Origin of the sequence: Scytonema sp. HK-05, from assembly GCF_963872035.1 — a bacterium.
Classification (GTDB): Bacteria; Cyanobacteriota; Cyanobacteriia; order Cyanobacteriales; family Nostocaceae; genus Kalymmatonema.
Map to the genome: position 1 here is coordinate 34,700 of NZ_CAWMYC010000122.1, position 25,620 is coordinate 60,319.

The 25,620-nt window shown below is 43.6% G+C and carries 16 protein-coding genes and 1 pseudogene; 10 read left to right on the forward strand and 7 right to left on the reverse strand.

Annotated elements, in window-relative coordinates; translation table 11 throughout:
- Nucleotides 1-717: 717 nt before the first annotated feature.
- The 3 genes from AACT52_RS26030 to AACT52_RS26040 form a co-directional block, all read right to left on the reverse strand.
- Nucleotides 718-2,352, reverse strand: a complete 1,635-nt coding sequence (locus tag AACT52_RS26030) for a tyrosinase family protein (RefSeq protein WP_073633931.1) — start codon at nucleotides 2,350-2,352, stop codon at nucleotides 718-720.
- 480 nt (nucleotides 2,353-2,832) lie between these two features.
- Complete coding sequence (locus tag AACT52_RS26035) at nucleotides 2,833-4,281, reverse strand: WD40/YVTN/BNR-like repeat-containing protein (protein ID WP_073633932.1); 1,449 nt, start codon at nucleotides 4,279-4,281, stop codon at nucleotides 2,833-2,835.
- Nucleotides 4,282-4,779: 498 nt separating this feature from the next.
- Nucleotides 4,780-4,977: a hypothetical protein gene (locus AACT52_RS26040; protein WP_143172888.1), complete on the reverse strand. Its 198-nt coding sequence runs from the start codon at nucleotides 4,975-4,977 to the stop codon at nucleotides 4,780-4,782.
- Nucleotides 4,978-5,348: 371 nt separating this feature from the next.
- Here AACT52_RS26040 and AACT52_RS26045 point away from each other — a divergent pair, with 371 nt between their 5' ends.
- The 4 genes from AACT52_RS26045 to AACT52_RS26060 all read left to right on the forward strand — a co-directional run bounded on the left by AACT52_RS26045 (nucleotide 5,349) and on the right by AACT52_RS26060 (nucleotide 15,616).
- Complete coding sequence (locus AACT52_RS26045; RefSeq protein WP_073633933.1) at nucleotides 5,349-9,761, forward strand: nSTAND1 domain-containing NTPase; 4,413 nt, start codon at nucleotides 5,349-5,351, stop codon at nucleotides 9,759-9,761.
- Between the two features lie 441 nt (nucleotides 9,762-10,202).
- The gene (locus AACT52_RS26050) at nucleotides 10,203-10,685 is read left to right on the forward strand and encodes a cupin domain-containing protein (RefSeq protein WP_073633934.1); all 483 of its coding nucleotides are present in this window, start codon (nucleotides 10,203-10,205) and stop codon (nucleotides 10,683-10,685) included.
- 679 nt (nucleotides 10,686-11,364) lie between these two features.
- Nucleotides 11,365-13,470, forward strand: a complete 2,106-nt coding sequence (locus AACT52_RS26055; RefSeq protein WP_073633935.1) for an AAA-like domain-containing protein — start codon at nucleotides 11,365-11,367, stop codon at nucleotides 13,468-13,470.
- On the forward strand, nucleotides 13,463-15,616 hold the full coding sequence (locus AACT52_RS26060; protein WP_073633936.1) for an AAA-like domain-containing protein: 2,154 nt from the start codon (nucleotides 13,463-13,465) through the stop codon (nucleotides 15,614-15,616). The genes AACT52_RS26055 and AACT52_RS26060 overlap by 8 nt, the downstream gene beginning before the upstream one ends.
- A 566-nt stretch (nucleotides 15,617-16,182) precedes the next feature.
- Here the strand turns inward: AACT52_RS26060 and AACT52_RS26065 are convergent.
- The 3 genes from AACT52_RS26065 to AACT52_RS26075 all read right to left on the reverse strand — a co-directional run bounded on the left by AACT52_RS26065 (nucleotide 16,183) and on the right by AACT52_RS26075 (nucleotide 19,807).
- A complete protein-coding gene (locus tag AACT52_RS26065; RefSeq protein WP_158054784.1) occupies nucleotides 16,183-16,326 on the reverse strand; it encodes a hypothetical protein in 144 nt (47 codons plus the stop codon).
- A 663-nt stretch (nucleotides 16,327-16,989) separates the two neighbouring features.
- A complete protein-coding gene (locus AACT52_RS26070; RefSeq protein ID WP_143172889.1) occupies nucleotides 16,990-17,223 on the reverse strand; it encodes a hypothetical protein in 234 nt (77 codons plus the stop codon).
- Between the two features lie 115 nt (nucleotides 17,224-17,338).
- Nucleotides 17,339-19,807: a hypothetical protein gene (locus AACT52_RS26075; RefSeq protein WP_233154073.1), complete on the reverse strand. Its 2,469-nt coding sequence runs from the start codon at nucleotides 19,805-19,807 to the stop codon at nucleotides 17,339-17,341.
- Between the two features lie 139 nt (nucleotides 19,808-19,946).
- On the opposite strand from AACT52_RS26075, the pseudogene AACT52_RS26080 reads away from it, so the two are divergent.
- A pseudogene (locus tag AACT52_RS26080) lies at nucleotides 19,947-20,279 on the forward strand (zinc ribbon domain-containing protein); the annotation flags it as partial.
- A gap of 205 nt (nucleotides 20,280-20,484) precedes the next feature.
- Here the strand turns inward: AACT52_RS26080 and AACT52_RS26085 are convergent.
- Nucleotides 20,485-20,859, reverse strand: coding sequence for a transcriptional regulator (locus AACT52_RS26085; protein ID WP_073633938.1), 375 nt, complete (start codon nucleotides 20,857-20,859; stop codon nucleotides 20,485-20,487).
- A gap of 335 nt (nucleotides 20,860-21,194) precedes the next feature.
- On the opposite strand from AACT52_RS26085, the gene AACT52_RS26090 reads away from it, so the two are divergent.
- Genes AACT52_RS26090 through AACT52_RS26110 form a run of 5 tightly spaced genes read left to right on the forward strand, consistent with a single transcriptional unit; the run spans nucleotide 21,195 to nucleotide 25,606 of the window.
- Entirely contained in the window at nucleotides 21,195-21,758 is a 564-nt protein-coding gene (locus AACT52_RS26090; protein WP_073633939.1) for a hypothetical protein, read from the forward strand.
- Nucleotides 21,758-22,378, forward strand: coding sequence for a hypothetical protein (locus tag AACT52_RS26095; protein WP_073633940.1), 621 nt, complete (start codon nucleotides 21,758-21,760; stop codon nucleotides 22,376-22,378). Before AACT52_RS26090 ends, AACT52_RS26095 begins: the two co-directional genes overlap by 1 nt.
- Nucleotides 22,375-23,163 (forward strand): hypothetical protein, encoded by a 789-nt coding sequence (locus AACT52_RS26100; protein WP_073633941.1) that lies wholly within the window; start codon nucleotides 22,375-22,377, stop codon nucleotides 23,161-23,163. The genes AACT52_RS26095 and AACT52_RS26100 overlap by 4 nt, the downstream gene beginning before the upstream one ends.
- The gene (dnaB, locus tag AACT52_RS26105) at nucleotides 23,160-24,503 is read left to right on the forward strand and encodes a replicative DNA helicase (protein WP_073633942.1); all 1,344 of its coding nucleotides are present in this window, start codon (nucleotides 23,160-23,162) and stop codon (nucleotides 24,501-24,503) included. The genes AACT52_RS26100 and dnaB overlap by 4 nt, the downstream gene beginning before the upstream one ends.
- On the forward strand, nucleotides 24,500-25,606 hold the full coding sequence (locus AACT52_RS26110) for a hypothetical protein (RefSeq protein ID WP_233154074.1): 1,107 nt from the start codon (nucleotides 24,500-24,502) through the stop codon (nucleotides 25,604-25,606). Before dnaB ends, AACT52_RS26110 begins: the two co-directional genes overlap by 4 nt.
- Nucleotides 25,607-25,620: the final 14 nt, after the last annotated feature.

A 25,620-nucleotide genomic window follows, 5' to 3' on the forward strand; every position in this document is an offset into this window, starting at 1 on the left:
CGCGAATGACAGCTTTCCCTCCCTAGACGACTGGCTCTCTCGCTGGGTTATATCAAGTCCGGTTACTTATATCTTGCACCTCTAAGGAGAAAACACTAATACACGAATAAAAGTGTAAGAAAGTGACACCAGAAGCAAGAATAAAATTCAGTTGTAAAGGAGTTAATAAAGGTTAAGCCGGACGGCGAAGTTTACACATACGGGGCTTTTAGGTTTGTGAAAACTGGAAAGATTGGGGCTTCTGCTGGATGGAAAGTTGAGAAAGTAAGTAAGTGGGCGTGAAAAAACCAAATTATGTAAAGATAAATAAATACAGTTACCGAGGTGACTGCTTCTGGTTAATTTTTTTACATACTTAGAAATTTTCCCGCCCTTTCTTACAGTGGCAAAGCCAATCGCATAAATAGACAGCTACTTTTCACTCAGAATTTAATAACCTGCAACTTGGGTTACTTATGCTTCCAGAGGTTATTTCACAACAACTTCACTCAAACCACTGATAAGGCAATACAGTTCAGTTAAAGATTGTTGATCAAGATTCCACACATGTAGAACTTTCGGATGCAACGTCTCTACATTGCCATTCTGATAATGATTTTACTCTTATCTGAACTGTATTGGCTGATAAGGTGCGATCGCTATGAGTGATGATAAAGCCTGCCAGCTTTAGTTGTAACTCAGGCTCTTGAGATAAACCGGAGTTCAACACAAGTTCACTTACTCAAACTTGCGAAGTGAAACCGTCTCAACAACAATGTCCTGTGCAGTCGAAGCATTTTTTGCGAGAAAAGACACTTTTAAGTTTTGGATTTCCGACGGTTGTTCGCGTCTTTTCACCTGCTCAATGAGTTTGTCGGTAATGTCAAACAGGACGGTTTTTGTCATCCTTTCAGAACTCGGTACTTCAAAGAAATTGACAACGCCGACGAAGTAGGCATTTGTGTCAAGAGTGTCAACAGTTGCCTCTGTATTGGGCAGGTTTAGATAAACATCATAAGCTCCCCTTGGTTGTCCCTGGAAAGACACTTGAACTTCCAACTCATAATTTTCATCTCCAGAAGGAGCACCTCGCTCTGCCACATCTTCTGAAATCTCAACAGGGGTAGATAATGGAACATTTACTGTTGTCAGTTTATCAGTCAACTTGGTCTTAACCTCCTCAGAGGTAACAACAATGTCTTCTACGGGTAGTATGAATCTATCGCGTGAACGATTCTGTGCTCGGGGACTCGGTGGCACTTCATCAAGTTTATCGTAGACCGAACTGTTGTAAGAAGGTGTGTAGACCTCGGAAACCACTTCTGATGGTTGCAAGCTAATTGCAGTACTTCCATTATAAAAATTATACAGCCAAGGTACTGAACTTAATTGTTCAGCCGTTACTCTGATATCTGTTGCTGCTGGGTTATCTTTTTCTCTTTGTCTTGTCCAAGATTCCCACAAACGGTCGATATTAGTGTGATGTACCCAAAAGATTGGGTCGAAACCAGCAGTAGGAACATCTGACATCAGCCCTGCATCAGTTTCAGTTTGCGTAATAGGATTGAATACATTAGAGCGATACACACCACCGAGTTCAACGTGCATGGAACCGTGAGGTGAGCCTTCAAGCGGGCTAGAAAAATCCCTAAATCGAATAGCTTGGTACGCTCGTTCTTTGTCTCGAATCAGCGTGTCTTGAGTAATCTGGTTTGCAACAGGAGTCGGGTCGTTTGCATCTGCTGCTGATATTGAGCTACCGCTATTTAGGATTCTACGCCTCAATGGCTCATAAAGACTGTTGGTTGCGTCAGCAGGACTTCTAAACGCGCTTGGGATAATGCTGTTTTCTGGAGACCCATTATCGGTGTAATCCCAGTATGGAATGGCAAAATCATCCTTGCCAGTGATGTTACGAACAGCTATCTCAAAGAAAGAAAGGTAGAGTCGATGCCAGGGTAGAAAGTGATATATATTAACACTATCTAGATGGGGGCACTTCTGCCAAAAGTTTTGTAACAATTGTGTTACTTCTGGAGTTGATGCCGTCGCTGAGGTATAGCTTGGGCACAGAGGATTTCTCTCAAGCTGGTTAGGATTGGGGAGCCAATGAATTGCTCCTTGGAAATACCAACTAGCAGGATCTAGACAACCCCGCTCTCGCATCAGGGTAAGCGCGTCTTTAAGCGTCTGTAGATCCTTCTGTCCTTGGGGAGTGTAAATGTTTTTCCGAACTCGGGTGCGTGACTTAGTGGGCTGGGTGGACTGGGGTAACTCGGTGGACTGGATAGATTGGGCATAAGCGTTGCTTGGTAGCAGCAGCAACCCAAAAATAGATATTGCCAAAATCAAAGCGAAAATAAACTTTCTCATGGCTTTCTCTAAAATTTGATATCTCAAAGAGTATATAAATGCAAGCGAAAGTAACTTATGCAGTTTGAGGCTAAACTCTGAAGACACGGGGTACAAGAGACACGGGGACTCGGAGACACGGAGAAACATTTCCCCGCCTCGCCGCGTCTCCCCCTCTCCCGACTTCGCGTCTGTTAGTGAGTAGTGAGGCGGAACCTGAACAGGAACCACTCCACTACTGAGCTTTCTTTGCTAAAAGCCCACGCATAGAATGCGGGGGGAATGCGTTACCGAACAAGGCAAAAGTTAAAAGTTAAAAGGCAAAAGAAAGAAAAAGAAAAAGAAAAAACGGTTTCAAGCCCCTAAATTTCTTTATGGAAAACCAAAAAAGATTTTTTTTCTCGCACTATGTGTCTCGAAAAAAAGGCGTCCGCAATAAAAATCCCCTAATTTTAATTATGGGGATTCTCTTTTTACTTTTTACTTTTCTCTTTTTACTTTTTAAGCAACGGCTAAATTAATGTTGATACTTTCGTAAATGTCGTCGCACATCGCTCTACAAATGTAAGTGCCACCTGCTAGCGAGTTACCGCTATCATCTTTCCCATCCCAGATGAATGTCCGCGTACCAGGCTGGGGGTCGTCCTCGTCAACAAGCGTGCCCTTGTACCAAGCCAGATAATTCCAAAAGCCAATGTAGAGCTTCTTAGTTCCCTGCGGTACGTTGAGACGAATCTCGACCGAATGAGGTTCGGCGGCTGGAACCGAATTCAGTCCAAGGGCAGCGATGGATGCTAGGAGTTCCTTGGGAGGAGCAGGCAACGGTTGGTCAGTGTACTTGTAGACCATTTTGCCCGAACTGTAGCCCACCAGTGGCTCGAAGAAGAAGCGGAAGCGATTCAAGTTGACCCGGACATCACTGAGTGGATCGCCGTTAACGCTGTCCTGAGCGACCCAGTTTTGTCCGCCGTTCCAAGTCCAGCTGTTATACGTTCCAATGAACTGAGCATCACCCCAGCCCCCAACCCAGCCGCAGTCTTTGCTGATAAATCCGATTCCTTCCAGATTGGCGTTGGCAACATGGTTGCCGTCGGCACCAGTCCGGCAGTCATTGATAGGAAACATCTTCCAGGTTTGACCACCATCGGTGGTTCTCAAGATGGCACCGCTTAGAAAGTTTTCTATGGAAACGAATCCAACCTCTTTATTGAGCCAGTAGATCTTCCAACCCCAGCCGCCACAATCGAAGCCGGATGTTAGATTGGCTACGGTGTTCTCCCACGTCTTGCCGCCGTCCTGCGTGTAGAGAACGACTGGCTTTAATTGAGCATACTGGGGCTCACGTTCGTAGCCTTTCCGGTCGGGTGGGCAACTGTCCTGCTTCCTTCCACCTACGACCCAACCCCGATTCTCGTCAAAAAAGTGGATATCGACCAAGTTAGAGGCATAGCGACTCATATCGATGACATTCCAGCTCTTCCCTCCGTCTGTTGTCTTGATAATGGAGGGACCAGGTTGGTTGGGATCGTTAGCACCAGAACCATACACCACCATTTCGTTAACCACGGACAGACCGCAAATGCCTCCAGGAGAACCCTCTGGAAGGTTGTCAACAGGTGTCCATGTGTTACCGCCGTCTGTTGTTTGGTGGAGAAGATACTTCAGATAATCGCCAGGATTTTCCTTGCTGGCGTTGGTTACGGCTCCAAACCAGCCCACTTGGGACGAGGCGAACTGAATACAACGCAAATATGGTCTTCCCGGCAAGTTGGGAGGTAGTTGATACTTGGTGGTCCAGCTCGACCCTCCGTCTCGGGTAACGCTCACCTGCCCGTTGCTGTTAACCAGCCAGCCTTCTTGCGGGTTAAAAAACCAGATATCATCGGTCCGCGAGGAGGCAATCGGAGAATTCGTTTTAACCCAGCGGTAGTTTTTTAGATCTATGGTCATCTTGTTTGCTCTTTTTTCTAGAATGTAGAACTATGACATTGACATAACTTCTATTCTATGCATCAATCTTTACTGGATTTGCATAACGGAAGTTAAGCATGAATGAGCTTCATAGCTGTGTTCTTGATAGATGTAGCACGCATCAACTTATGCACTTTTGGAATAGTTTTGATGAACAGTCTTGTTGGGGGTAGGGTGTGGGGTATGGACATTTTCCTCTTTCACGACACCCTACACCCCACACTCCATACCTTGGCTGTTGAAGAAAAATCAGTTCTTTTCTCCCAAGATCTGCAACTCTACTCAAGGCTGCTCAAGAACCGCAAGCCTTGTTCACATAACGACACTACTGAACCGTATTGAGTGTAGTGGTACTGTGCGGTTCTACAATAGTTCAGATGAGCGCAAAACTCCCCATTTCTATCTCACTCGTGCATAAGTTGATGCGTGCTTGCACCTAATTAGCAAATAAGTCTAACTCACATAATCCGGTTTTTTTCAATGCGATCGCCCGAATGGCACTGCGAAGAGCGCGATTGGCTTTGCCACTGCCCCTTGGGCAATCGCATGACTACGGGTACGGAGTGCCATCGCAACGGCAGTTGGGACAAGTCCAAATCTGTTTCTCTCTTGAGCTTGTAAAAAATAAGCAGTTATTTCAGGCGATATTGTTTGAGTTACGATCACCTTAGACAAGCATCATAGCGCCACCTGGGTACACCTCAAACTTGGCTGTGCAAATAGACATCTCCAGAATTAATTTTGCGTTGTCTACAATCCTTGTACAGACGCGCTGTTTGAAGCGTCTCTACATTGTTTTTCGCAGATGTCTAATGTATAAATATTTGTATAAATATTTGTATAAATATTTGGGTACCCAAATGTATGAATCGAAGACGGCAACTAGCACTCGCTCAAGATAGAACTGTTCAAGGTTTGTTGGCTTCTGCTGGGTGGAAAGTTGAGAGTGCATAAGTTAATTTCGGTTTCATCTATAAGAATTCAGTATAAGTGTTTCTCATTTAGCACTTTTTGGGCTATTTCGCATAAACTTTTACCCTTGTTCTATGGACTCCACCCAACCAATTCATGGTAGTAACCCAGATGTCAAAACAATTTTAATTTTGGCAGCCAATCCGGAAGGTACTTCGAGGTTACAACTGGATAAGGAAGTACGGGAAATTGATGAAGGGTTGAGACGAGCGAATAAGCGTGAGCAGTTTAGGTTAGAGCAGAAGTGGGCAGTACGTCAGCGTGATTTTTACCGAGCGATTTTAGATTACCAACCCCAGATTGTTCACTTCAGTGGGCATGGTGCTGGAGTAGATGGCATTGTCTTAGAAAATGAAGCAGACGAACCAGCGTTTCTCAATGCAGATGCGTTGGCAAGTATGTTTAAGTTATTTGCTACCAAGGGAGTTGAGTGCGTACTTCTCAATGCTTGTTATAGTGAGGTGCAAGCAAAAGCCATTAGCCAACACGTCAACTATGTGATTGGCATGAACCGAACGATTGGGGATAAAGCAGCTATAGCATTTTCTGTGGCATTTTACGATGCTTTAGCCGCTGGAGAACAGATGGAGTTTGCTTATGAATTAGGTTGCTCGGTTTTGATGAGTTATTTAGAGCAGCAAACTCCAGTTTTTTTGGAAAAAGACGAAATTAGTATTATCCAGCCATTGTTCGATGTTATTCCTCCCAATCCATATCAAGGCTTAGCTGCATTCCGAGAAGAAGATGCTGCATTCTTTTTTGGACGGGAAACGTTTGTCAATGGTTTACTAGAAGCCGTCAACCAACAGCCCTTGGTAGGAGTGATTGGTCCGAGTGGTAGTGGGAAATCTTCTGTGGTGTATGCGGGGTTGTTTCCCCAACTGCGGATTTCTGGAAACTGGCTGATTGAATCAATACGTCCTGGGGATAAACCATTTTATCAGTTAGCTTCTGTCTTAGTACGTTTATTGGAACCAGAAACTGGGGAAACTGCACAACTGCGAGAAGCTGTGGGATTAGCAGCAGATATGGAACTTGGGAGAATCACTTTACCTACGGTGATATCTCGGATTTTAGGACGCCAGACTGGTAAACACTTGTTGCTGTTTATAGATCAGTTTGAGGAACTTTACACTCTCTGCCAGAATAAGGAGGTCATTGAACGTTTCGTTGATGCGCTGTTGGCAGCGATTCATCTGGACAACTTCACACTCGTTTTTACTTTAAGGGCTGACTTTTACAACTTTGTCCTTGCATATCGTCCATTTCGCGATGCATTGCAACAGTTTTCACCTCAATTATTAAGTTCGATGAATCGCTCAGAATGCAAGAGAGCAATTGAGCAGCCAGCCCAAAAAATGGAAGTCCAATTAGAAGCACAATTAACGGAACGAATTTTAGATGATGTCGGCAATGAGCCGGGGAACCTGCCATTGCTAGAATTTGCCCTTACCCGACTTTGGTCATTGCAGCAAAAGCGCAAGTTAACTCACGCCCGCTATGACGAGATTGGGGGTGTGAAAAAAGCTTTGGCTAATCACGCCGAGGAAGTTTATAAGCGACTGGACGAAACACAGCAAACAATTGTACCACGAATTTTTGTGCAATTAGTGCGCCCAGGAGAAGGAACAGAAGACACTCGTCGCATTGCCACGCGTGCAGAAGTTGGAGATGAAAACTGGGGATTAGTGAGTTATTTAGCAGGATACCCAGCCCGCTTGGTTGTTACCGGACGCGATGAAAAATCCGGAGAAGATACAGTAGAAGTTGTCCATGAAGCTTTAATCCGCGAATGGCTGACTCTGCGAGAGTGGATGAACGCTAACCGTCAGTTTCGCCTTTGGCAAGAGCGGCTGAAAGTGGCAGTGCTGGAGTGGAAGAATAGTAACTATGACTCTGGGGCATTGTTGCGGGGTGTGCCATTGGGTGTAGCTCAAGAATGGTTGCACAAGCGATCTGAGGAAATGACACCCCAAGAGCGAGATTTTATTAGTGCTAGTGTACAGCAGCGTTCTAAAGAGCAGGAGAAACTGGCTAAAGAGCAACAGGAAAAAGAGCGCAGGCGGCGGCGTAACACAAATGCGTTGATTAGTGGTTTAGTTGCTGCTCTAATTTTATCAGGATTTGCCTTTTCGCAATGGCAGCAAGCGGAAAACCGACGATTTAATGCAGAGGTTTTAGTTCAAAGTCTGACGACAGAAAATCTTTTTGCTTCAGGTTTTGAACTAGATGCTTTATTATCCGGGTTGAAAACTGGGGAAAATGTGAAAAAAAATGGTAATGCTGTAGATTCGGATAACCGCACAAAAGCAATTGTTGCTTTGCAACAAGTTGTTTACGGAGTAAAAGAACACAACCGATTGGAAGGGCATAGCGATAGAGTCTTTCGTGTGGTGTTCAGCCCGGATGGCAAGACAATTGCCTCTGGTAGTAATGACAATACAGTCAAACTGTGGAATTTAAACGGGCAGTTACTGCATACTCTTAAGGGGCATAGCCGTGAAGTCTCAAGTGTGGTGTTCAGCCCAGATGGCAAGACGATTGCTTCTGGTAGTTGGGACAACACACTCAAACTGTGGAATCTGTCTGGGCAGTTACTGCATAACCTTAACGGGCATAGCGATTTAGTCTCTCGTGTGGTGTTCAGCCCGGATGGCAAGACGATTGCTTCTGGTAGTAGAGACAACACAGTCAAACTGTGGAATCTGTCTGGGCAGTTACTGCATACCCTTAACGGGCATAGCAGTGGAGTCTATAGTGTGGTGTTCAGCCCGGATGGCAAGACAATTGCTTCTGGTAGTTGGGACAACACAGTCAAACTGTGGAATCTAAGCGGGCAGTTACTGCATACCCTAAAGGGGCATAGCGGTATAGTCTATAGTGTGTTGTTCAGCCCGGATGGCAAGACAATTGCCTCTGGTAGTTCTGACAACACAGTCAAACTGTGGAATCTAAATGGGCAGTTACTGCATACTCTTAAGGGGCATAGCGGTATAGTCTATAGTGTGTTGTTCAGCCCGGATGGCAAGACGATTGCTTCTGCTAGTTATGACAACACAGTAAGACTATGGAATAATCTGTTTGGGAAGGAACTGTATACTCTTAAGGCGCATAGCGGTGTCTCTAGTGTGGTGTTCAGCCCGGATGGCAAGACGATTGCTTCTGCTAGTTATGACAACACAGTAAGACTATGGAATTTCTCAGGGCAGGGACTGCATACTCTTGAGGGGCATAGCGGTGAAGTCTCAAGTGTGGTGTTCAGCCCGGATGGCAAGACGATTGCTACTGGTAATTCTGACAACACAGTCAAACTGTGGAATCTGTCTGGGCAGTTACTGCATACCCTTAACGGGCATAGCAGTGGAGTCTATAGTGTGGTGTTCAGCCCGGATGGGAAGACAATTGCCTCTGGTAATTCTGACAACACAGTCAAACTGTGGAATCTGTCTGGGCAGTTACTGCATAACCTTAACGGGCATAGCGATATAGTCCATAGTGTGGTGTTCAGCCCGGATGGCAAGACGATTGCTTCTGGTAGTAGAGACAACACAGTCAAACTGTGGAATCTGTCTGGGCAGTTACTGCATACCCTTAACGGGCATAGCAGTATAGTCTATAGTGTGGTGTTCAGCCCCCCGGATGGCAAGACAATTGCTTCTGGTAGTTGGGACAACACAGTCAAACTGTGGAATCTAAGCGGGCAGTTACTGCATACCCTTAACGGGCATAGCAGTGGAGTCTCAAGTGTGGTGTTCAGCCCGGATGGCAAGACGATTGCTTCTAGTAGTGAGGACACGACAGTCAAACTGTGGAATCTAAGCGGGCAGGAACTACATACCCTTAAGGGGCATAACAGTGGAGTCTCTAGTGTGGTGTTCAGCCCGGATGGCAAGACGATTGCTTCTGGTAGTGCTGACAACACAGTCAAACTGTGGAATCTGTCTGGGCAGTTACTGCATACCCTTAACGGGCATAGCGGTGAGGTCTATAGTGTGGTGTTCAGCCCGGATGGCAAGACAATTGCCTCTGGTAGTGCTGACAACACAGTCAAACTGTGGAATCTGTCTGGGCGGGAACTACATACCCTTAAGGGGCATAACAGTGGAGTCTCAAGTGTGGTGTTCAGCCCGGATGGCAAGACGATCGCCTCTGGTAGTGATGACAACACAGTCAAACTGTGGAATCTGTCTGGGCAGGAACTACATACCCTTAAGAGGCATAGCGGTGTCTCTAGTGTCGTGTTCAGCCCGGATGGCAAGACGATCGCCTCTGGTGGCAGTTTTGACAACACAGTGAAACTGTGGAATCTGGATTTGGATGACCTACTAATACGTGGTTGTGCTTGGATTTCTGACTATCTGAAATACAACCCCAATGTTAAGGATGACCGCCATCTCTGCGATGATATTCCTAACGCCCCAAAATTTCCAACTGTGCAGCAGCGCGGCGTTTCCTCTCCTCTGGGCAACGGTCATATCTTGCGGTAATTGTAGGATTGGAGTGACCAGTGAAGAGTGAACAGTAGCAGCCGCAGGTACCAGCCGCTGATACTGCGGGTACTTGATAACTGATAACTGATTTACAGCAGTTTTCAGGTATTTGAACCACAGTGTAAGGGCACAGCAATGCTGTGTCCCTACGGCAAATGTGGTCTATTTACCTGAAAATAGCTGTAAAAGTAGAAAACTGGCTCATATCAGGTTCGGTTGATTACTTATCATTGCTGAAGAACCCCACCCCCGTAAAGCTACGCTTCACGTCCCCTCCCCGCTTGCGGGGAGGGGATAAAGGGGTGGGGTGCAGTCAACGTGGGAATCATAACTAATTAGCCTAAAATTATATCATACCTGATGAAAAAAGCTAACAAATTCTGATTCCCTCACTCCAGAAAACACCATGAAACAAAAAACCTATCAACTTCCTCTAAGATGAAAAAAGCGTCTGTGATTCTCCCCTTAGCTATCCTGGCTTTTAGCAGTGTAGTTGTTAACAGCCAAGAAAGCTCCTCACCCAATACTTACACGAAATCTGTTAGCCGTGAAGTTTTAGCGAGTGGCTATCCGACTCAAGATCAAAAGCAGATTCTTGAGCTTGTACGCTATACCATCGCACCAAGAACAAAACTCCCTACTCATACTCATCCGGGAATGCAGATTGAACGAGTAGAGGCGGGAACTTTAACTTATACTGTTGTGCAAGGAGAGGCGAAAGTAACGAAAGCTAATGGTACACAATTGATTCTTCAAAAAGGGAAAACTATACAGCTTACCGTGGGAGATTCTTTAATTGAACCTGCCGGAATGGTTCATTATGGAGAAAACCAAACAAACAAACCGGTTATTCTATTGTCTGCTTCTCTATTTAATGCTAATCAACCAAAAGCTATTTTAACCAATCCTGAAAACAGATAAATTGCCGCAATTTCAGCCTCAATTCCTTCTATCCAAGGAAAGCTTCATTTACGATCCAAGTTTTAAAACAGTGAATAGTACCAGCCGCAGTGAGAAGATTGACTTGGGACATCTTGATAACTGATAACTGATAACTGATAACTGGTAATTCAGGACTTACGCACTTTACAAATTAACTATCATGTGGGGAACGAAACTTCGCCGTTCGTCCCGTTGCCTCGTTCCCAGGCTCTGCCTGGGAATGTAATTAGGCGAGGCTCTGCCTTCCATTAAATGGGGAGGCAGAGCCTCCTTAAAGAGCATTACAAAGCAGAGCCTTGTAACGAGAATGTCATGCACAGTCTGCGTTGTCCGTCAATGCGTAAGACCTATAATTGTTAAAAGTCAAAGACTGTACACACGCTCCTTGTGCTAGAGAAAACTCTTGTGGCTGTGCGTTGCACGCACATTCTACCTTTATCCCAATTTCTCACATTCCACAAAGATACCCCTTTTGTGTAGTGCTACCGTGCGGTTCTACAATAGTTCAGATGAGCGCAAAAATTTCCCGTTTCTATCTCACTCGTGCATAAGTTGATTTGGCTTGCACTTAATTAGCAAATAAGTCTGACTCCCATAATCAGGTTTTTGGCGATCGCTCGATAAATGACACCAAATTCTACAGCAGTTGATACCCGAAGTGAAGAAAATTCTGATTTTATCAGCTAACCCACAGAACACCTCTAAGTTACGTCTGGATGAGGAAGTCAGAGAAATTCAGGCGGGGTTGGAACGTGCAAAAAAGCGGGAGCAATTTGAAATCATTACCAAATGGGCAATACGAGTAGACGATTTGCGACGCGCTTTGTTAGATTACGAACCGCAAATTGTGCATTTTTCCGGACATGGAACGGGGAGTGATGGCTTGGCGCTGGAGAATAATTCTGGAGAATTGCAACTTGTCAGTAGTCAATCGTTAGCAAGGTTATTTAAATTATTTAAAGACAAAGTAGAGTGTGTCTTGCTGAACGCCTGCTATAGTGAGGAACAAGCTTTGGCGATTCACCAAGACATAGATTGTGTGATTGGGATGAGTCAAGCAGTTGGCGATCGCGCAGCCATTAAGTTCGCCATTGGGTTTTATGATGCGATCGGTGCAGGCAGAAACTACGAAGATGCTTTTGAATTTGGTTCCACTTCGATTGATTTAGAAGGAATTCCCGAGTCAGAAACACCAGTCTTAAAATCTAGAAACAGCAATCAAGACACGATTGCTTCCACGACTTCAAGACAGCGCATCTTTATCAGTTACAAGCGCAATGTTGAACCGGATGAACCTGTCGCGATTCAAGTTTACCAGGAATTGTCACAACAGCACAATGTCTTTATTGACCAAAGAATACTGGTAGGCAAACGCTGGGCAGAATGCATTGAAACAGAATTAAGAAGTACTGATTTTCTCATCGTTTTCCTGTCTGAACAATCTGTTAATAGCGAAATGGTGCAGTGGGAAATCTCCCTTGCGGTAGAATTAGCACAATCGCAAGGAGGAAAACCTGTTATTCTCCCAGTGCGTTTAGCATATCAAGAAGCGTTTCCCCATCCCCTCAGCATCTACTTGAAGCACATCAATTGGGCATTTTGGGGTAGTGCAGAGGATACGCCGCGTCTCATAGAAGAGTTAAGGCAAGCAATTTCAGGTGGTTCCCTAAGCATTAACCTTGAAGCTAAAACTCATTTACCCCAGATAAGTGAACCGTCACCGTTGGAACAACCAACTCCATTTGCACAGCCAGTGGTGTTAGAAATGCCATCCGGGACGATGAAACCTGAATCGGCATTTTATGTAGAACGCAACGCGGACGCAATTGCGTTGAGAACTATTGTACAGCTTGGTGTAACAATTCCCATCAAAGGACCCAGGCAAGTTGGGAAAAGTTCATTATTGATGCGGATAATTCAGGCGGCGAGAAATGCGGGTAAGCGAGTTGCTTATCTTGATTTTCAACAGTTGAACAATTCTGTACTCAACGATGAGGAACAATTCTTCCGTCACTTCTGTTGTTGGATAAGCGATGTGCTGGAGGTGGAAGACAAAGTGGAGGAGTATTTTCGTCTCAACTTAACCACGATTCAGCGTTGCGATCGCTACTTACAACGCCATATTTTAAAAGGGTTAGGTAGTCCATTGGTATTGGCAATGGATGAAGTCGATAGAGTTTTTGACACCAACTTCCGCAATGATTTTTTTGGGATGTTGCGTAGCTGGCATAATAGCCGTGCGATTTATCCTAGTTTAGACGAATTAGATTTAGTACTCGTCACTTCTACAGAACCTTATCAGTTAATTGATGACCTGAATCAATCTCCGTTTAATGTGGGGCAAATCATTGAACTAGAAGATTTTACACCGGAACAGGTTGCCGAACTCAATCGCCGTCATGGTTCACCTTTTGACGCCAACTCGCTGCAACAATTGCTTCGCTTGCTTGGTGGACATCCTTACTTGGTGCGGAAAGCGCTGTACTTAGTCGCCAGCCGACAAATCACTCCAACAGAATTATTTACCAATGCTACTGCTGCTTCTGGACCTTTTGGGGACCATCTGCGGCGGCTGTTGTCACTCTTATATGATAAGCAAGAATTGATACAAGGTTTGCAGCTTGTCATCAGCCAAAATATCTGTCCGGATATGCAAATTTTCTGGCGGTTGCGGGGTGCTGGATTGGTACGCTCATCTGGACAGTCAGCCCTACCACGTTGTCAATTGTACGCCGAATATTTCCGGGAGAATCTGCATGGCTGATGCAAGCATTTACACTGTTGGTGGAACAGTGCAGACAAACCGGAGTGGGGTTTACATTCAAAGACGTGCAGATGAGGAACTGTTAGCACTGTGTCGAGAAGGAAAATTTGCTTATGTTCTCACACCGCGTCAGATGGGTAAATCTAGTTTAATGGTGCGGACTGCTCGTCAACTGAGAACTGAAAAGATTGAGTCAGTGATGATTGACTTGACGGGGATAGGGACACAAGTCACAAGCGCTGAACAGTGGTATCTAGGTTTACTCATTCAGATAGAAGCACAATTGATGCTGGATACCGATGTACACCAATGGTGGCTTGCACACGCGCATCTCGGTTTTACACAACGGTTGACAGAATTTTTTCAGCGGGTGTTATTAGTTGAAATCACCTCACCAGTGGTGATTTTTATTGATGAAATTGATACCACTCTGAGCCTAGATTTTACAGACGATTTTTATGCAGCTATTCGCTATCTCTACGTCTCTCGTGCTTTTTTCTCAGAATTTGAGCGGCTTTCTTTTGTCTTATTTGGTGTCGCAACTCCCGGCGACTTGATACGAGATCCAAAGCGGACACCATTTAATGTTGGTCAGCGAGTTGACTTAACTGATTTTACCTTGAATGAAGCAAAACCGCTGGCAGAGGGATTGGGGTTGCCAACTCCTAAAGCACAGCAGGTGTTGCAGTGGGTACTCTCTTGGACAAAAGGTCATCCGTACTTAACGCAGCGTCTTTTTTATATTATTAGCCAGCAATCTCAGAAAAATTGGTCAAAAGCTGATATTGACCGCATAGTGAGTAGCAACTTTTTCGGTGCGATAAGTGAGCAGGATAATAACTTGCAGTTTGTGCGTGATATGCTGACCAAACGCGCACCAGACAAAGCGGCTGTTTTAACAATTTATCGAGAAATTCGGCGAGGGAAACGCCCCGTTGCTGATGAAGAGCAGTCAATCATCAAATCTCACCTGAAGCTGTCGGGTGTCGTCAAAAGGAAGAATGGGGTATTGAAAGTGCGAAATCCCATTTATCAACGAGTGTTTAATTTAAGCTGGATCAATCAGCACTTACCGTTGAATTTACGGGATTTCTGGGAGCGTTATAAGCCTGCACTTCCTTATGTTGCGATATTGTTGGTATTTTCAATTTTTATGGCGGGGATGGCATTTTATGCTAACACACAACGTTTAAATGCCGATGCACAACGTTTACGTGCTGAAAAAGCCCTGACAAATGCAGAGATTTCAGTTCAAAGTTTGACGACAGAAAATCTTTTTGCCTCAGGTTATGAACTAGATGCTTTATTATCCGGGTTGAAAGCTGGGGAAAGTGTGAAAAAATATGGTGATGCTGTAAATTCAGATAACCGCATAAAAGCGATTGTTGCTCTGCGAGAAGTTGTTTACGGATTGAAAGAACACAACCGCTTGGAGGAGCATAGCCGTGAGGTCAATAGTGTGGTGTTCAGCCCGGATGGCAAGACGATTGCCACTGGTAGTAGAGACAAGACCGTGAAGCTATGGAATCTAAACGGGCAGCTACAGCATACCCTAAAGGAGCATAGCGGTTATGTCTCAAGTGTGGTGTTCAGCCCGGATGGCAAGACGATTGCCAGTAGTAGTTCTGACAACACCGTGAAGCTATGGAATCTAAACGGGCAGCTACAGCATACCCTAAAGGGGCATAGCGGTTCGGTCTTACGTGTCGTGTTCAGCCCGGATGGCAAGACGATTGCCAGTAGTAGTTATGACAACACCGTGAAGCTATGGAATCTAAACGGGCAGCTACAGCATACCCTAAAGGAGCATAGCGGTTCGGTCTCAAGTGTGGTGTTCAGCCCGGATGGCAAGACGATTGCCAGTAGTAGTTCTGACAACACTGTCGAACTGTGGAATCTGGATTTAGATGACTTACTAACACGTGGTTGTGCTTGGATTTCTGACTATCTGAAAAACAACCCCAATGTTAAGGATGACAGTCATCTCTGCGATGATATTCCTAACGCCCCAAAATTTCCAACTGTGCAGCAGCGCGGCGTTTCCTCTCCTCTGGGCGACAGTCAGCCCCTTCTCCTATCGGAGACGCTGCGCGAACGGGGAAGTCAAAAGTCAAAAGTCACGCATTCAAAACAAAGAACCCCATAACTGAAGTTGGGGGCTTGTACCTTTTTCTTCCTGGTCATATCTTGCGGTAATTGTAGGATTGGAGTGAGATATTATAGCTTTTTTCAACCGACTGAAGTACAGTCTGTCGTAGGGGCTGGTAAATGCCCTAACGTGTCAACAATCACGTTTAACCATTAATTCCACGTTGGTTTTACCCCACCCCTTACCCCTCCCCTTGGCAAGGGGAGGGGAGGTTTTGGCGCAAGACAAAACCGGGGTGGGGTAAAGCGACAATTGTGGGCGAGTAGGATAAGGCATACTGTAACGTTATAACAAAGTTTTCACTTTAAGTTGACACCAATAAGCATAGAACAGCCCCTACCCGTGTACCTCACGCTCAATGAAAAGCGCTATAAGCTTCACCACGTCAGCCCGTCGCAAAGCAGCACCGCGCAGGATAGCGATTAATGCAGCTTAAAAAGTAAAAAGAGAAAAGTAAAAAGAGAATCCCCATAATTAAAATTAGGGAATTTTTGTTGCGGACGCCTTTTTTTCTCGCACTATGTGTCTCAAAAAAAATCTTTTTTGGTTTTCCATAAAGAAATTTAGGGGCTTGAAACCATTTTTTCTTTTTCTTTCTTTTGCCTTTTAACTTTTAACTTTTGCCTTGTTCGGTCATCATCAAACTTTAGCCGCTCTTCAATATAACGCTTCTCGTTTGGATGAAGTACAGATTTATCTGTGTCCATCTGTGTCCATCTGTGGTTCTTATTTCTTGATGTATTGCACTCAAGTAAGAACCGCTATATGTTTTATTAGATATCTCCAGAAATTAATTTTGCGTTGTCTACAATCCTTGTAGAGACGCGCCATGGCGCGTCTCTACATTGTTTTTCACCAGATGTCTATTGAAGTAAATTCTCCACCTGTTTGCGTAACACACAAACCCGCTTGGGAGCATCCGCTGTAAGCCTTCTGTCTCTAGTGCGGTGAGGTCACGATTAAGGTCTTTTGGACGCTGTTTTGTGCGTACCCAATCTAATGTTTTTTGATAAATTAGAATTTTAGAGGATATCTGAAAACTTTAAGCAAGGTATATTTTGTCATTCTGAGGGTAACGAAGTGGAACGTAAGCGCAAAGCGCAGGCTTCGCCAACGCGAAGCGTGTCCCCTTGGGAGTCAGAATCCCAGTTTATCGTTAATTTTTCAGATGCTGAGCGCCCTTGGCGCACGCACTCGCGTTCACTGCGCTGGCGCTCCGTGCCTCGCAGAGCGAGGAGCTACGCTAACAGCATGACATTTTTGACTTCTCAGACATCCTCTTAGCTTTCGCGCTGCTTACCCCCTCAAACATTTGGTCTGTTATTTGATCATCTCGATGCATTACTGCTAAAAGATACTCTAGCAGAGGTTCAACTTTCTAAATCAACTGAGACAGCTTGTTTGTTCACTTTCCCGTTGCTATCTATCAACTGAGCTTTTAGGGATACATAAATATCAGGAATCGTAAACTCTTCACCTATGATCTTCCATCGTTCAAGTAGCAGTGGGTTACTGGGATTGGGTGATATCTTGCACTTATAAAACCCTAACAAGTTGGATAGATAAGTTCCTGATAGGTGGGCTGGTAGGATTAACAGAAACAATTACACACTCTCCGATATGGTAAAAATCCCTCGTGCTTTGTTGGAACGTTTAACCGATACCTTGGGCTATGCCGCCTAAATGGATAAAGTCGAATTTAGGCTGAGGAGTGCCAAATCACTCATGTATTGCTTTTGTACGGCTGGAGTTATTGATGATTTTTATCCCTAAAATTTTTACAGTTCCATTGTTATGACTGATAGCCCATGAGGTCAACTCTTGACCTAACAAATAAAAGCTACCTATGATACTAACTGAATATAATCCATTCTTGACTTTCTTAAGTATTATTGTTGCATTTTTTTGATTGCTTACTCCTTTCAGTATCAGAACGCCAGCAAAATTAAACCTACCTGATGTCGTTATTTTTTTGCTACTCAAGCTAGCAGTGATATTAGCAAAAGTATAACCTAAAAACTTGAGGTTTCCTGCAAGACTGGCAGAGTTATTAATATTACCATTAGTTCCTTTGCCTAAAGTAACTGTAGCGCCGTTGAAAGCTAAAATGCCAAAATTAAAATTACTCATAGCTTGAAATCCATCTTCACTCAGGCTGATACCTAACGCAGTGAATTGTTTACTGAGCAGAGTAACATCGCCTAAAGCAAAAAGCTTTCTACTAGTTAAATCAAGTTTAAAACTAGGAACATTGAGCTTTATAATATTGGCTAAATTAAGAGCTACATTATTAATTGAAATTTTCTGAGTGTTAAACAATAACGTGCCGCTACCCAAAGACTGATTAAAAGCAATAATATTTGCTGATCCTGATGCACTTTGCTTTGACAAGTCAACTGTGAGGCTGGGAATAGTGAAAGTTAAGAAACCAGCTAAACTCAACTGAACATTCTTCAGAGCAATACTATTTGGCGTAACATCAAACGTAATACCTGCTAAGGTGTTACCCAAAACAGAAATCGTTCCTGAACCACTACCATTACCAGATTTTATATCGATACTCAAGGCATCAACATCAATAGCTAAAAGATTGGCTAAATTTAGGTCAAAGTTTTTAAATGTGGCATTGTTAGGTGTAACTTTAAATTCAACGTTGGCAATTTCGTTCTCAAAAATTTCTAAATAACCATCCCCTTGAAGATACTGCTCGGTAGGCGTTATCTTTAAGGCTAAATCTAAACTATTATCATCGGTTCCCTTAATTTCCAAAAATCCTAAATCTATTTCCGAAACTTTTAACGAGCCCCTAACATCCTTAAACGTTTTATCGCTTTGAAAAATTAGAGTTGCCTCACGCTCCCAAGCATTAATTTTGCCATTAATTTCCAAACCTTCTGATATTGCTTGACCTGCAATTGTCGTTGGAAAAGGAACATATTTAATTAAAGGATTGAGTTTTCCGTCTCCATCGCCATCAATTCGTTCAATGTTTAAGTTCACCAATTTTCCTAAAAATTCTAGTGCTTTGTTAACTAGATCAACTGAATAGCCTACCTGTTTGGCAAGAAAGGAAGTGACTGGCCCTCGCCACAAATCTATTAAGCTAACCGATTCTCTGGGATTTAAAATTAAAGCTAACCTTTCAGGATCATTAATATCCATGAGGAATGCTACCTCAAGATCTGTTTTTTCCCATTTCAAATCACCAATAAAGCCAAAGTTATCGAAGTAAGGAGGTAAATACGTTCCGCCTCCTTGAAACCTGACATGGCGAAGTTCAGTCCCTACCAACCCGTAGGGATTACACCAAGATTTTTCGCTCTGTTGACAGAAGAACGCTGTTAAAGATTCGGGTTCGAGGGAGAGAGTACCAGAGAGAAATAGTTTAGGTTCGTTTTCTTGGGTGGGATCGTAGCCTTGAAGAATCAAATTTCCAGTTAATGCGAAGTTTGGCTCTAAATCAGCACTAATATTTAACCCAATGAGTAATTTATTAAAAGTAGCTTTAAATTGTTGCTGAGAAAATAGCTGAATATCGCTAGGAATATTGCCTGTTAAGCTAAAATCTCCCGCAGGATTAAAATTAATTATGGCTTTGAAGCAAGCAATTTCTATGTCTTCATCAATTAAGGTACTGAAAATGGGATGGACATTATTTAAATCAATATCTCCGATAAAGTTACATCCTCTGCTTAAGTTAATAAAACCTAAAGATGAATGTATTAAAGAAGAGTCAATATTAGCTATAATTAACTCTGGGCTGTTTAATTTGAAATCATTAATAATCGGAAATTGATTGGTGATAGATTGAAAACTAAAATTTTTAGATAAATTATATTTTAATATGGCTTTCTTGCCAAAAATTACTTCAATATTTAGGTCATTTACTAATCCTTTAAAACTGATTTCAATTTCTTTATCATTTTGATAAACTCTATATTTTAGTGCAGATATTGTAATTTCATGATTACCGAATATTTCAAAAATAATTGTCTTAAGTGCGATATCCATGTATGGAACTGTACTATTAAGATTAAAAATCTTGTTTAAATTTAACTGCAAATCATGGTCATAATCTAAATAATTTTCTGATACTGATGGCGATAGATTTATATAATCTAAAGACTCAAGTTGTAATTTGATATCATCAGATAAGGTAATTCCTGCTAAATCAAAGCTATTAGACATAAGTAAGTGGCTGGAAAAATTTACAACTATTATTACATTTAAAATAGTACCAAAATACAGAGGCAGGAAACTTCAAGCCGCGAAGACGAAGTTGTTGCCCTCGCTTATGTTTGCTTTTTAGTCTAAAGTACAGTTCCTAGACTACAAGTTAAAAGTCAAGGATGGTCAACTTGTGGAGATAGGGAAGTTCTTCCCCAATTCCAAAACCTGTTCATGCTGTGGTTATGTCATAGACGAGTTAACGCTCGATATTCGTGAATGGGATTGTCCATCGTGTAATACTCATCATGATCGTGATGGTAATGCAGCACTGAACATCAAAAACGAAGGTATTCGGATATTATCTATGGGCGGGGGGTGGATCTGGGCTACAGCTTTGACTTTTGAATGCGTGACTTTTGACTTCCCCGAAGGGGTGACTTTTGACTTCCCCGAAGGGGTGACCGAAAAAGAAAAGGATACAAGCCCCTAAATTTATTTATGGAAAATAAAAAATGCGGAGCAACTTTATTCAAGCCCCTGGATTCATCCGTGGGGTCTTCAATGCGTGACTTTTGAATGCGTGACTTTTGACTTCCCCGAAGGGGTGACTCCTCCCAGTCGTGGATGTGGGCAGGTAACACGTCCACATCCACCGACATCCCCTATGTTCACCCATAAAGTGGGATTGCTCACTATCATACTGCTTGTGACATCAATTCACTTGGCTCAATAGTTTTACGGTCTTCTAGGAAAGAATGGCCAATTAAGTTAAGGATTTCCACTCTTTCTGCAGGAGAAGCAGCAGATACAAGCACTCGTAGGCTCACCCCAGGCTTCGCCCCTAGCAACTGAGACAAATACCACTCCCGCGCTTCCGTAGGAACAGCCCCTAGCAATGCGAGAAACTTTCCAGTTCCCAAATCAGCCTTTCCCTTACGAAATCTGGAAATTAGCACCTCTGAAACTCCAGCTTGCTTGGCTACAACTTTTGCCGAAAGGTTAAACCTGTCGAACATCTCGTCAAATAGTTGCTGGTAAAGAGGAGTTTCCTCTGTTACAAAATTTTGCATTGCCAAGCCAATTATAGGATTAGGTAGTTGTTATAGTATGCGATATTTAAAGAGAACTGTATTAGGATTTTTAAAGACATGGATAACTCAATGGTAGCAAAGGATTTCCTCTCGCTAAACTGAGCCAACGACTTACTCTTACTGAAACATATAACATCATCTTAAAGGAAGTAGGGCACAACTTCAGGTACTACTAGCTTACATGGCGATACCTTTGAGGCACAAGTTAAGCAATTTTCGGCAGCCATCAAGGAATAGCTGAAAGCCAATAGCCTTGAAAAGTAGCCCCAGTCTGGCAGGACAGGGGCTGGAAATTTGTCATTACTAAGGAAATTATGACGCAGAACAATTCCAAAATTCAAGGGAAGTTTTACCCACTTCAGCATGAGGAATGGTTAAGAGCCAACCGGGAACTAAAACCAGCAGAAGTAGATGTCCTTTACTATCTCAAAACAGTCAACCCTAGCTATGAAAGGATAAGTATCTCATGTAGCGTCATTGCATCTGATTTGAAAAGGGATAAAAGCACTGTCAGTCGAGCAATACTGCCTTTAAAAGAGAAAAATTGGCTACCTGAATGCTTTGAGGTTCAATTTAGGGAGCAAGATAATGCTGAAGCCAAAATACGCCAGCGACTAAGAGCAGAACTTGGTGGTGAGATGGAAGTAGTCACAGCTGTAGGTCGCATTGACCTGCTTACCGAATCTGAGGTTATTGAAATCAAAAACATCAATGACTGGAAGGAAGCTCTAGGAAAGATACTGGCTTACTCAGCATTTTTTCCTGAACATAGCAAATGCATTCACCTATTTGGAAAACAGGACTTAGCAAAGCTGGCACTTGCAACCCAAACCTGTTGGGAGTTCGCAGTTCTCGTGACTTTCGAGGAGGTGCAGTGATGACTAAAAAGCGCCAAAGACACACCTCTATAGGACTTAACCTAGAAATCCCTGGCGTTATAGATATTACCAAAGCTGATGTAGCAGTCATTATCTCAAACAAGCTGATAGGTTCCCAAATTCGTTTGTGGATTTACCTAAAAGTTGTTGATTCTTTATTTGATGAAGTGCAGGATGCAAGGGAACTTTATCAAAATCTTCCTACCCTTGCTGAGATAGCAGAACGAATTGGGGCAAGCGTTGACACCGTAGAGAAAGACTTACGAAAGCTCAAGACTCTTGAGTTGCTGCCAAAGTGGTTTGCTTTTAGTTCGTCAAAATACGCGGATACTGAGCGCCGAATACGCGAGCGTCTCCAAGCCGAATTGGGCGGTCAGGTTGAGGTAGTCACTGCCGTGGGTCGCATTGACCTACTTACTGAATCTGGAGTTATTGAGATTAAGGATATTAGTGATTGGAAAGAAGCACTGGGCAAAATCCTTGCTTACTCTGCCTTTTTCCCAGAACACAGCAAGCGTATTCACCTTTTTGGTCGTACTGATTTAGCGAAACTGGCACTAGCCTCTGCTACCTGCGAAGAATTCAACGTTGTTGTGACCTTTGAGGAGGTGAAGCCATGATACCCAAACCACAGAGAGATAAACAGGGTAGGATACAGGGCGAATTTTACCCCCTTCAAAAAGCCGAACTTATTGCCCTGCGGAAAACCAAGCTAATCAACAATGCTGCCTTTGTTCATTTAGCGCTTAGGTACGAAAACCCTTTCTGCGATCGCCCGATTACAGTTATTCCCAAAGAGTTTGCACTACGATGGCTTCTTCCAGAAAGCAGTGTCTATGAAGCGATCGCCAAACTCAAAGAAAACCATGCCATCAACATCAAGTCAGGCAAAGTCACCATAGAATGGGTAAATTCTCAACAAGAGTCTGATTCTGAGAATCCAGAAAATTTCTGGGAATCCAGAAAAAATTCTGAGACTTCAGAAAAAATTCCAGAAACCCAGAAAAAATTCCGAGAATCCAGAAATAATTCTGAGACTTCAGAAAAACGTAGCCCAAAACCCTTACAACGTAAGGTTTATAAAGAGTCTCAGATATATTCAGATTATTCAGAATTTATTCAGACTCTCTCAGAAAGCCAGCGAGCGAATTTTTTGAATTTCTGTGAGGAACTTACAAAAAATCTCAGCCAACCTGTCAACGACATAGAGGCTTGGTTAGCTCATAGCAACAAAGCCGGAAAAAACCGTTGGGAGGTTTATTACCAAAAATTCTTGGCGAAGCAAAAAACACAAATCAACAAATCTAAAAACAACCAAAGCAGCCGACATATTGCCAAAAAGTTTCAACAAGAAATTGAGGAACAGCGTCAGCAAGCTATGCTTGGCTTGCAGGGTGAAGTATGACTGACCGATTGCCACCACAAAACATTGAGGCGGAAGAGGCGATTTTGGGCGGGATAATGCTAGATCCAGAAGCGGTTAGCAGGGTGAGCGATCATCTGGTTCCAGAAGCTTTTTACATTACTGCTCACAAAGATATCTATCAAGCAGCACTGCGCCTTCACCGACTCGGCAAACCTACGGACTTGCTGTCGGTCATAAATTGGCTTGCAGACCATGACTTACTCGCTCGCATTGGCGGTAGAAATAAACTAGTCTCCCTCGTAGACTGTACAGTCAGTGCTGTCAACATCGACACCCTAGCCGCGTTGGTAATGGAGAAATATCTACGGCGGCAGTTAATTAAAGCCGGTAATGAAATTGTCCATCTGGGTTACGAGACAGAAACTGAGTTACCAATTATCCTCGACCAATCAGAGCAGAAAGTTTTCCAAGTTTCTCACCAAAAATTTTGTTCAAACACCGAACATAACAGCACGATTAATATTGCTGCTTACGAGCAATTACAGTCATCTAGCCCCATTTACCCTACAGGGCTTTATGAACTCGATAACTTGATGGTGGGATTTGAAGGCGGCACGCTCACTATAGTTGCCGGGAGACCGTCAATGGGAAAGAGCCAGATTGCACTTTTTTTGGCTCTCCAAATGATACTGCTCCACAACCTACCTGTCATTATCTTTTCCCTAGAGATGACTAAGAAGCAGCTGGAGTACAGACTGTGGAGTTTAATTAGTGTTTTAGCTGCCTACAGGCATTTCGGCTTGATACCCTTAAGAAGCGATCGCATCCGCAGACACCGGGCAGGATTTGAACCTTTAGAGGAATGGGAATTTAGCAGCATTGCCAAAATCGTTGGTATTGCAAGAGAACTACCGCTGTACATCAATAACTCAAGAGGCATTACCGTTTCTGGAATTGCTTCCGAATGCCGTCAGGTCAAGGCAAAAGAAGGCAAGCTGGGGTTGGTTGTAGTTGATTACCTGCAAATGATGGCAGAGGACACTGGAGGCAACCGGAGCTACGAACTAGGAGATGTGGCGAGGGGACTTTACAAAATGGCAGGGGAATTAGATGTTCCCGTCTTGGCACTTTCTCAAATCTCTAGAGCAGTTGAGGGAAGGCAAAACAAGCGCCCAATGATGAGCGATCTCAGCCAGTCGGGAATCTTAGAGATGGTAGCAGACAATATAATACTCGCTTACCGGGACGAGTACTACAACCCGGACACTCTAGACCAAGGAATCCTAGAACTAATCATGGCTAAGGCACGGCATGGCGATACAGGCACGGCAACTATGTTCTTCGACAAATCCTATGGAATTATCAGGAATTTGGAATGATGAAAGAGCCGATTCCTCAAACTACCGTCGAAACCTTCCGCCCTAATGGCTGGATACTGGGTTTTGACGGCGAGAGCAGCAACCTACAGTTCGGACTGCCGCTCTTGTGCAGTCCGGTGCTTGCGACTCAGCCCGTCTACTTGTGTTCGGGCAGAATCAAGTTTTTGGATACCAACTACAAGCCAAAGTTACCAGCACGACAATCTCACTGCTTAATTTACTGGGGTGATAATGCCCAGCTGTTTAGAGAAGTCTTTGAGTTGTATGGCGTCATTCACCTACCAGCTCAACTTCTATATAAGGAGGAAGCCCAACAAAGAACAGATGATGAGTGGGGTGTCTCTGAATTTTTACTGGGGGATATCGAAAATAGCCCTAGTAAAGACTCCGAACAGATAGAGATACCCCCCAGTAAAGACAGCCCTAGTACAAACTCCTCTAAGTCCCATATATCCCCCAGTAATGGCAGCCCTAGTAAAAAGCGCAGAAATTGGGGTGAGGGTAACGGCACTATTTATTGGCGCACCATTACCAAGAATGGAAAGGAATACCCCCAGGCTTATTATCACTGGAAGGAAAACGGTCTGAAGAGAACCAAGTACATCCCTAAGCAATTACGAGGCGTTATTCAAGAAGCAGAGGAACAGAAACGACCAGTAATAGAGATTTTGGGATTACTGGGTGTTGTGCCAAGCCCTAGTAAAAACACATTACTGGGGGATATTATAAACAGCCCTAGTAACAATGAAATAACCACCAGTAAAAAAAGCCCTAGTACTCAGGAAGAGCCTTCATGTGTGTCCCTTAAAGATAGCCCTAGTAACGATGGGGGACAGGTGGAAGCAACCACCAGTAAAGACAGCCCTAGTAAAACAAGACGAGACAAGGGGTTAGGCAGTGGCTCAATTCAGTGGAAAACTATTACCCTTCACGGCAAAGATTATCCTCAAGCTTGGTATCACTACGAGTTTTGGAAAGATGGCGATCGCCTGGTCAAAAAGAGTAGGTATATTCCAAAAGGGTTATTAAAGAGAATTGAAGAGCTAGAAGCTCAAAAAGCGCCAGTTAAAGAGATTTTGGCTATATTAGGCGTAAAATGGTAAAAAGCCCAGGCGTG

Coding starts and splice junctions, on each gene's coding strand:
- AACT52_RS26030 (WP_073633931.1), bottom strand. CDS start 2,352: ATGAGAAAGTTTATTTTCGCTTTGATTTTGGCAATATCTATTTTTGGG.
- AACT52_RS26035 (WP_073633932.1), bottom strand. CDS start 4,281: ATGACCATAGATCTAAAAAACTACCGCTGGGTTAAAACGAATTCTCCG.
- AACT52_RS26045 (WP_073633933.1), top strand. CDS start 5,349: ATGGACTCCACCCAACCAATTCATGGTAGTAACCCAGATGTCAAAACA.
- AACT52_RS26050 (WP_073633934.1), top strand. CDS start 10,203: ATGAAAAAAGCGTCTGTGATTCTCCCCTTAGCTATCCTGGCTTTTAGC.
- AACT52_RS26060 (WP_073633936.1), top strand. CDS start 13,463: ATGGCTGATGCAAGCATTTACACTGTTGGTGGAACAGTGCAGACAAAC.
- AACT52_RS26065 (WP_158054784.1), bottom strand. CDS start 16,326: ATGGACACAGATAAATCTGTACTTCATCCAAACGAGAAGCGTTATATT.
- AACT52_RS26075 (WP_233154073.1), bottom strand. CDS start 19,807: ATGTCTAATAGCTTTGATTTAGCAGGAATTACCTTATCTGATGATATC.
- AACT52_RS26085 (WP_073633938.1), bottom strand. CDS start 20,859: ATGCAAAATTTTGTAACAGAGGAAACTCCTCTTTACCAGCAACTATTT.
- AACT52_RS26090 (WP_073633939.1), top strand. CDS start 21,195: ATGACGCAGAACAATTCCAAAATTCAAGGGAAGTTTTACCCACTTCAG.
- AACT52_RS26095 (WP_073633940.1), top strand. CDS start 21,758: ATGACTAAAAAGCGCCAAAGACACACCTCTATAGGACTTAACCTAGAA.
- AACT52_RS26100 (WP_073633941.1), top strand. CDS start 22,375: ATGATACCCAAACCACAGAGAGATAAACAGGGTAGGATACAGGGCGAA.
- dnaB (WP_073633942.1), top strand. CDS start 23,160: ATGACTGACCGATTGCCACCACAAAACATTGAGGCGGAAGAGGCGATT.
- AACT52_RS26110 (WP_233154074.1), top strand. CDS start 24,500: ATGATGAAAGAGCCGATTCCTCAAACTACCGTCGAAACCTTCCGCCCT.